Source organism: Streptomyces bobili (assembly GCF_002154575.1).
GTDB classification, from domain to species: domain Bacteria; phylum Actinomycetota; class Actinomycetes; order Streptomycetales; family Streptomycetaceae; genus Streptomyces; species Streptomyces bobili.
This window is the reverse complement of sequence record NZ_MUBA01000564.1, coordinates 1-6237: the sequence shown is the minus strand read 5'-3', so window position 1 is coordinate 6237 and position 6237 is coordinate 1. Positions and strand designations below refer to the sequence as shown.

At 74.9% G+C, this 6237-nt stretch carries 7 protein-coding genes; 3 read left to right on the top strand and 4 right to left on the bottom strand.

Annotated elements, in window-relative coordinates:
* Positions 1–141: 141 nt before the first annotated feature.
* Complete coding sequence (locus BZL64_RS33650) at positions 142–1434, top strand: molybdopterin-dependent oxidoreductase (protein ID WP_086772890.1); 1293 nt, start codon at positions 142–144, stop codon at positions 1432–1434.
* Positions 1435–1756: 322 nt separating this feature from the next.
* Here BZL64_RS33650 and BZL64_RS33640 read toward each other — a convergent pair whose 3' ends face one another.
* The 3 genes from BZL64_RS33640 to BZL64_RS33630 are packed head-to-tail and all read right to left on the bottom strand — an operon-like array spanning position 1757 to position 3875.
* Positions 1757–2521, bottom strand: a complete 765-nt coding sequence (locus BZL64_RS33640; RefSeq protein WP_086772889.1) for a class I SAM-dependent methyltransferase — start codon at positions 2519–2521, stop codon at positions 1757–1759.
* On the bottom strand, positions 2518–3132 hold the full coding sequence (locus tag BZL64_RS33635) for a TIGR04282 family arsenosugar biosynthesis glycosyltransferase (RefSeq protein WP_086772891.1): 615 nt from the start codon (positions 3130–3132) through the stop codon (positions 2518–2520). The genes BZL64_RS33640 and BZL64_RS33635 overlap by 4 nt, the downstream gene beginning before the upstream one ends.
* A gap of 32 nt (positions 3133–3164) precedes the next feature.
* Complete coding sequence (locus BZL64_RS33630; RefSeq protein ID WP_086772888.1) at positions 3165–3875, bottom strand: glycosyltransferase family 2 protein; 711 nt, start codon at positions 3873–3875, stop codon at positions 3165–3167.
* Between the two features lie 114 nt (positions 3876–3989).
* On the opposite strand from BZL64_RS33630, the gene BZL64_RS33625 reads away from it, so the two are divergent.
* Positions 3990–4739 carry a response regulator transcription factor gene (locus BZL64_RS33625; RefSeq protein WP_086772887.1) on the top strand — a complete coding sequence of 250 codons (750 nt, stop codon included), beginning with the start codon at positions 3990–3992 and terminating at the stop codon, positions 4737–4739.
* Between the two features lies 1 nt (position 4740).
* Positions 4741–5850 carry a sensor histidine kinase gene (locus BZL64_RS33620; protein ID WP_086772886.1) on the top strand — a complete coding sequence of 370 codons (1110 nt, stop codon included), beginning with the start codon at positions 4741–4743 and terminating at the stop codon, positions 5848–5850.
* A 21-nt stretch (positions 5851–5871) separates the two neighbouring features.
* Here the strand turns inward: BZL64_RS33620 and BZL64_RS33615 are convergent.
* The coding region (locus tag BZL64_RS33615) for an NAD-dependent epimerase/dehydratase family protein (RefSeq protein ID WP_143663382.1) at positions 5872–6237 on the bottom strand (366 nt) is incomplete at its 5' end.

Genomic DNA, 6237 nt, shown 5'->3' with positions numbered 1-6237 from the left:
GCTCGGGGGAGCGAGGGGTGCGGGTCACACCGGCACGCTAGGCCGGGGGGCGTGCGCCGGGCCGCCCGCGGCGCCGGACGTCAGCGTTTCGTCATGGGTCGCGCACCCGTTCCGCGGGGTGCGCGGGCCTACGGTCGGGGCATGCGAGACGATCCACGGCTTCCCTCCGCGCCCGGTTTCTGGCGCAGCCCCTTGCGCGGCCCCTGGTTCACCTCGGTGCTGGGCCTCGTCCTGCTGGTCGGCATCACCGTGCTGTTCGTGACGGGCCTGCTCTCGTACGCGGCCTACAACCCGGATCTGGCGCCCGTCAACGACAAGACACCGGACAAGGGCATTCTCGGCTTCTACCTCTTCGCCTGGCCGACGAACCCGCACTGGCTCTACCGGCTGAACCAGGGCGTCCACGTCACCCTCGGCATCACCCTGATCCCGGTCCTGCTGGCCAAGCTCTGGTCCGTGGTGCCGCGCCTGTTCGCACTGCCGCCGGCCCGCTCGCTCGCGCACGCCCTGGAGCGGATCTCCCTGCTGCTCCTGGTCGGGGGAGCGCTGTTCGAGTTCGTGACCGGAGTGCTCAACGTGCAACTGGAGTACGTCTTCCCGGGCTCCTTCTATCCGTTGCACTTCTACGGGGCGTGGGTGTTCTTCGCCGCCTTCGTCGTTCACGCCGCCCTGAAGACACCGGCGGCGCTGCGCAATCTGCGCGGCCTGCGCGAAGGGAGCACGCACGACCTACGGACATCGCGGAAAACCGTTCCCGAGACGGCGGCGCCGGCCGCCGAGCCGGACACGCTGGTCTCCCCGCGGCCCGACACCCCGACCGTCTCTCGGCGCGGCGCGCTGGCCTTCGTCGGCGGAGGCTCCCTGATCCTGTTCCTGACGACGGCCGGGCAGAACGCCGACGGGCTGCTGCGCCGCACGGCCCTGCTCGCACCGCACGGCGGACCGGACCCGGGCACCGGGCCGAACGGCTTCCAGATCAACAAGACGGCCCGGTACGCGGGCATCCGCACGGCCTGGACGAGCCGCGAGGCGTGGCGGCTCGTCGTCACCGGCCGTACGGGCACAGTCCGCCTCAGCCGGGACGACCTCCTGCGACTCCCGCTGCACAGCGCGTCGTTGCCCATCGCCTGCGTCGAGGGCTGGTCGACGTCCGACCAGTGGTGGCGCGGCGTACGGCTGCGCGACCTGGCCGCGCTCGTCGGACACGACGACCCGCCCGACGTGTTCGTGGAGTCCCTCCAGCGCCGCGGGGCCTTCCGGCACGCCGCCCTGCGCGCCAACCAGGTTGCCGACCCGCGCTCCCTGCTCGCCCTGTACGTCAACGGCGAGGAACTCTCCCCCGACCACGGCCACCCCGCACGGGTCATCGTGCCCGCCGCACCCGGCGTGCTCAACACCAAGTGGGTGGCCCGGATGACGTTCGGAGACCTGTGAAGATGCCGACGCGACGACGGATCATCCTCGGCAACCCCCTCCAACTCCTCCTCCTGGCCTGCTCGTTCGCGCTGGCCGGCTACGCGGGCGTGCGGCTCCTCGACGGCGACTGGTTCGGCGTGGCCCTGTGGTTCGTGGGGGCGGCACTGCTGCACGACCTGGTGCTGCTGCCGCTGTACGCGACGGCGGACCGGGCGCTGGTACGGGGGCTGCGCGCCGCCGGCCGCGGCGCGTGGATCCTGTACGTCCGGGTCCCGGCCGCCCTGTCCGGGCTGCTTCTGCTGGTGTGGTTCCCGCTGATCAGCGGGTCGGTCTCCCGGCGTTACCGCTCGGCCACCGGGCTCCCCGCCGACGGCTTCCTGGCCCGCTGGCTGCTGATCACCGCCGTACTCTTCGGCGCCTCCGCCCTGCTGCTCGCGCTGCGGCTGCGCAGGGCGACGAAGCGACGGCCGCCCGCCGCCCACTGATCGACGGCCGCCCAGCCCGCCCGGTCCGCGTACCGGGACAGGGCCGGGGTGCCCAACCGCGCCCACGGGAACGGCTCGCCGGTACCTCCGTGGGCCTCGGTGACGTCGACGACCTGCACCTCGGCGCGTTCGTCGACGTCCACCGGCAGGGTCTCGGCGATGAGCAGCCCGCCGGGGGAGAGGAGCCGGGCCGCGCGGTCGAGCAGGGCGCGCGGATCACCGCCGATGCCGACATTGCCGTCCATGAGCAGGACGGTGCCCCAACGGCCCTCGGCGGGCAGCGGCTCGAAGACCGAGCGCCTGAGCGCCTGGCCGCCGAGCCGGACGGTCTGCTCGACGGCCGCCTCGCTCACGTCTATCCCGAGCGCGGTACGGCCTCGGGCGGCGAGTTCCGCGGCCAGCCGGCCCGGCCCGCAGCCCACGTCCAGGACGGTGCCCTCGCACCGGTCCAGTACCTCCAGGTCGGCCCGGTCGGCCCGCGCGCACCAGCGTTCCACCTCCAGCGGCAGCAGCCAGCCGTCCGCGCGGCGCAGGAACAGCGGGCCGCGACCGGCGCGCAGGGCGGTGGCGTACGGGTCGGCGGCGGCCCAGGGGGCGGCGGTCGCCTCCCGCGTCCTCATCGGTACGCCGCCGCACACCGGGCCAGCCGGGCGGCGAACCGGCCGTGCGGGGCCAGCGCGGCGACGGCGTGCGCGTCGGAGGCGTCGTCGACGTCCCGCAGGCGCGGCAGATCGCGCACCCGCAGCCCGGCGGCGACGAGCCGCGCGCGCTGGACGGCCCCGGTGAACGGCGTCGACATGGGGACGCCCCGCAGCAGCGCGGGGTCCGGCTCGGCGAGCCCCAGGGCCCAGAAGCCGCCGTCCTCGGCGGGGCCGAACCAGGCATCGCAGCCGGCGAGATCCACCGTCAGCAACTCCGGCGTCACCTGCGGGGTGTCCATGCCGATGAGCAACGCGGGCCCCTCACAGCGGGCGAAGGCGTCCGCCAGCCGCTCGTCGAGACCTCCCGCGCACTGCGGGACGACCTCGAAGCCGGGCGGCAGCCACGGTCCGGGAGCGCCGTCCAGCACGAGGACCCGCCGGGCGGCCGGGGTGGCGGCGACGGCTTGCAGGGTGTCCGCGAGGGATGCCTCCGCGAGGGCAGCCGCCTCCGCCGGCGCGAACGGCGGGGTGAGCCGGGTCTTGACCCGGCCGGGCAGCGGCTCCTTGGCGATGACCAGGAGCGTGGTCACCGGGGCCGGTGCGGAAACCGGTTTCGGTGTGATCACCGTGGGATCCCTTCGCGGACGGGAACTTCGTTCAGGACGCGGCTCATGTCCCGTACCGCCTGCCAGGTGCCGCGCCAGGTGCCGGTGACCTTCGAGGCGCCGGTGCGGGGCAGGTAGGGGACGTCGTGCTCGGTGATCCGCCAGCCCGCGTCGGCCGCGCGCACCACCATCTCCAGGGGGTAGCCGCTGCGCCGGTCGGTGAGGCCGAGGCCGAGCAGTGCCTCGCGGCGGGCGGCCCGCAGCGGGCCCAGGTCGTGCAGGGGCAGACCGGTGCGGCGGCGCAGCAGCCGGGCCAGGGCGAGATTCCCGGCGCGGGCGTGCGCGGGCCAGCTGCCGCGGCCGTGCGGACGCCGCCGGCCGAGCACCAGATCGGCCCCGCCCGCGCGCACCTCCCGCACGAACGGCTCCAGCAGGGCCGGGTCGAGCGAGGCGTCGCAGTCGCAGAAGCACACCACCTCGGCGGTGGCGGCGGACAGTCCGGCATGGCAGGCCGCGCCGAAACCCCGGCGCGGCTCGTGGACGACGGTCGCGCCGAGCCCCCGGGCGATCTCCGCCGAACCGTCGGTGGAGCCGTTGTCGACGACGAGCGCGCGCCAGCCGGCCGGGATCCTGGCCAGGACCCAGGGCAGGGCCTCGGCCTCGTCGAGACAGGGGAGGACGACATCGACGCCGTCCTGCGGCGATGGTGAGATGGTCACGCCGTTCACCCTACGAACGTGAACCGGGCAAACCGGACTTCGGCTCCTTACGAAACGCGGACGTCGACGCCGGGAGCACGCCCGCGGCCCCCGTCGGCGACGCGGTGGTGCGAGGCTGGAGGCATGCAGCAGCCGTTCGAGTCTCCGCAGGCAGGACCCACCGCCGGGCCCCGGCCGGGCGCCGGAGCCCGCGTCCTGGTCGTCGACGACGACCCCACGGTCGCCGAGGTCGTCACCGGCTACCTCGACCGGGCCGGCTACACCGTCGACCGGGCCGACGACGGCCCCGGCGCCCTGGCCCACGCCGCCGCCCACTGGCCCGACCTGGTGGTGCTCGACCTGATGCTGCCCGGCATGGACGGCCTGGAGGTCTGCCGCAGGCTGCGCGGCCACGGGCCCGTCCCGGTCGTCATGCTCACCGCCCGCGGCGACGAGGACGACCGCATCCTCGGCCTGGAGGTGGGCGCCGACGACTACGTCACCAAGCCCTTCAGCCCCCGCGAACTGGTCCTGCGGGTGGAGTCCGTGCTGCGCCGCGCCCGGCCCGCCACCGAGACGCCCCCGCTGAGCGCGGCCGGTCTGACGGTCGACCCCGCCGCCCGCCGCGCCACCAAGAACGGCACCGAACTCGCCCTCACCCTGCGCGAGTTCGATCTCCTCGCCTTCTTCCTGCGGCATCCGGGACGGGCGTTCGGCCGCGAGGACCTGATGCAGCAGGTGTGGGGATGGGACTTCGGCGACCTGTCGACCGTCACCGTCCACGTGCGCAGACTGCGCGGCAAGGTCGAGGACGACCCGGCGCGCCCGCGCCTGATCCAGACCGTGTGGGGCGTCGGCTACCGCTTCGACCCCCAGGGCCAGGAGGCCGGCTGACATGCGCGACACCCTCCTCATCGCCCTGTACGCCTTCGCCGGCGCGGGCGCCACCGGACTTGTCGGAGCGGCCGTGCTGCGCCCGATCCGGCGTCGCTCGCTCACCGCCTCGCTCGCCGTGGTCGCCGCGGTCGGAGTGGTCGCGATGCTCGCGGGCACCCTCGCCGTCGCCTGGGCGATGTTCCTGTCCCCGCACGACCTCACCGTGGTGACGACCGTGGTGGCGATGGCGGCCGTGGTCTCCCTCGCGACCGCGCTGCTCCTCGGCCGCTGGGTCGTCGCCCGCAGCCGCGAACTCGCCGTCGCCGCCCGCTCGTTCGGTGACGGCGGCGCCTTCGCCGTCCCCGCGGGACCGACGACCGCCGAACTGGACGCGCTGAGCCGCGAGCTGGCGTCGACCAGTGCCCGACTCGCCGAATCCCGCGACCGCGAGCGCGCGTTGGAGACCTCCCGGCGTGAACTGGTCGCCTGGATCTCGCACGACCTGCGCACCCCTCTCGCGGGCCTGCGCGCCATGTCGGAGGCGCTGGAGGACGGGGTCGCCGCCGACCCCGGCCGCTATCTGCGGCAGATCCGCACCGAGGTCGAGCGCCTCAACGAGATGGTCGGCGACCTCTTCGAACTCTCCCGCATCCACGCCGGAACCCTCCCGCTCACCCCTTCCCGCATGTCCCTGTACGACCTCATCGGCGACGCCCTCGCGGGTGCCGACCCCCTCGCCCGCGAGCACGGGGTACGGCTCGTCGGCCACGCCGTGGAGGCCGTGCCGGTCGAGGTCGACGGCAAGGAGATGAGCCGCGTCCTGGGGAACCTCCTGGTCAACGCGATCCGGCGGACCCCGGCCGACGGCACGGTCGCGGTGGCCGCCGAACGCTCGGCGGACGGGGTCGTGGTGTCCGTGACCGACGGCTGCGGCGGCATCCCCGAGGAGGACCTGCCGCGCGTCTTCGACACCGGCTGGCGCGGCACGCACGCGCGTACCCCGCCGGCCGGTGCGGGCCTGGGCCTGGCCATCGTGCGGGGCATCGTGGAAGCGCACCAGGGGCACGCCACCGTACGCAACATCCCCGGCGGATGCCGCTTCGAGGTGACGCTGCCCACGGTGCCGTAGCGGGCCGGGCGCGCGGGCGGCTCAGGGCTCTCGCAGCCCGGCCCCCGCGAACTCCCGCATGCCGTCCTGGAATTCGACCTGTGGCTTCCAGCCCAGTTCGGCCCGCAGCCGCGCCGAGTCCGCGGTGATGTGCCGGACGTCGCCCAGCCGGAACTCCCCGGTGACCACGGGCTCGGGACCGCCGTACGCGGCGGCCAGCGCACGCGCCATCTCGCCCACCGTGTGCGGCTCGCCGCTGCCGGTGTTGTACGCCGTCAGCGCGCCGGCCCGGCTCGGCGCCTCCAGGGCGGCCAGGTTCGCCGCGGCCACGTCCCGCACGTGCACGAAGTCCCGCCGCTGCCGGCCGTCCTCGAAGACGCGCGGCGCCTCGCCCCGGGCGAGCGCGGA

What these genes read in the sequence shown, in the direction of transcription:
- BZL64_RS33625 (WP_086772887.1), top strand. Translation starts at nt 3,990, where the DNA reads ATGCAGCAGCCGTTCGAGTCTCCGCAGGCAGGACCCACCGCCGGGCCC.
- BZL64_RS33640 (WP_086772889.1), bottom strand. Translation starts at nt 2,521, where the DNA reads ATGAGGACGCGGGAGGCGACCGCCGCCCCCTGGGCCGCCGCCGACCCG.
- BZL64_RS33650 (WP_086772890.1), top strand. Translation starts at nt 142, where the DNA reads ATGCGAGACGATCCACGGCTTCCCTCCGCGCCCGGTTTCTGGCGCAGC.
- BZL64_RS33620 (WP_086772886.1), top strand. Translation starts at nt 4,741, where the DNA reads ATGCGCGACACCCTCCTCATCGCCCTGTACGCCTTCGCCGGCGCGGGC.